The 517-nt window shown below is 36.4% G+C and carries 1 protein-coding gene; it reads right to left on the bottom strand.

The annotated features are described in order from the left end of the window. Window positions 1-353 (bottom strand): C1 family peptidase (locus BN52_RS08185; protein WP_040473514.1); only part of this gene is annotated, 353 nt, incomplete at its 3' end. Window positions 354-517: the final 164 nt, after the last annotated feature.

The following is a 517-nucleotide window of genomic DNA, read 5'->3' on the forward strand; positions in this document are numbered from 1 at the left end:
GCTAAACGGATTGTAGCATTGTAAAAAGCGTTAGCCCGCTCTACCTTATCCCAAAAGAAGTTGTAAGCTTGAGAAAAAGTAAAGTCTTTTACGTGGTACTTTTTACCAAAGAAATGGCGCAATAAGTTTAAACTTGAGAACTCCCAGCAACGACCAGATTGTTGTTGGTTAGTAACGCCACCTACTTCCAATTCAGTCGAGAAAACATGGTTGAAGTTTTCACTGACCCGATCATTGAAAGAAGCTTCCAACACACCGCTACGCCGAGCTGCTCTTGATACCACTTGATTTTCGGGCTTACTGTTAAAATCTGCTGAAAATTCAGCTAATTCTTGTTCAGTCACTGCAGTCATAAATTATTACCTCGCAATTTAAGTAAGTATTAATAAAAATAAATATACCGCTTTCTCATTAGTTCGTAAAGCCAAGCACTTATAGTTGTAAGTGTCAATATTTTTGCGGTAACCCATAAACCATTAGTCTAATCTTGCTTTCTTAAATATTTATATGATTTAAA

The sequence above is a fragment of the Lactobacillus gigeriorum DSM 23908 = CRBIP 24.85 genome (assembly GCF_000296855.1).
Taxonomy (GTDB): domain Bacteria; phylum Bacillota; class Bacilli; order Lactobacillales; family Lactobacillaceae; genus Lactobacillus; species Lactobacillus gigeriorum.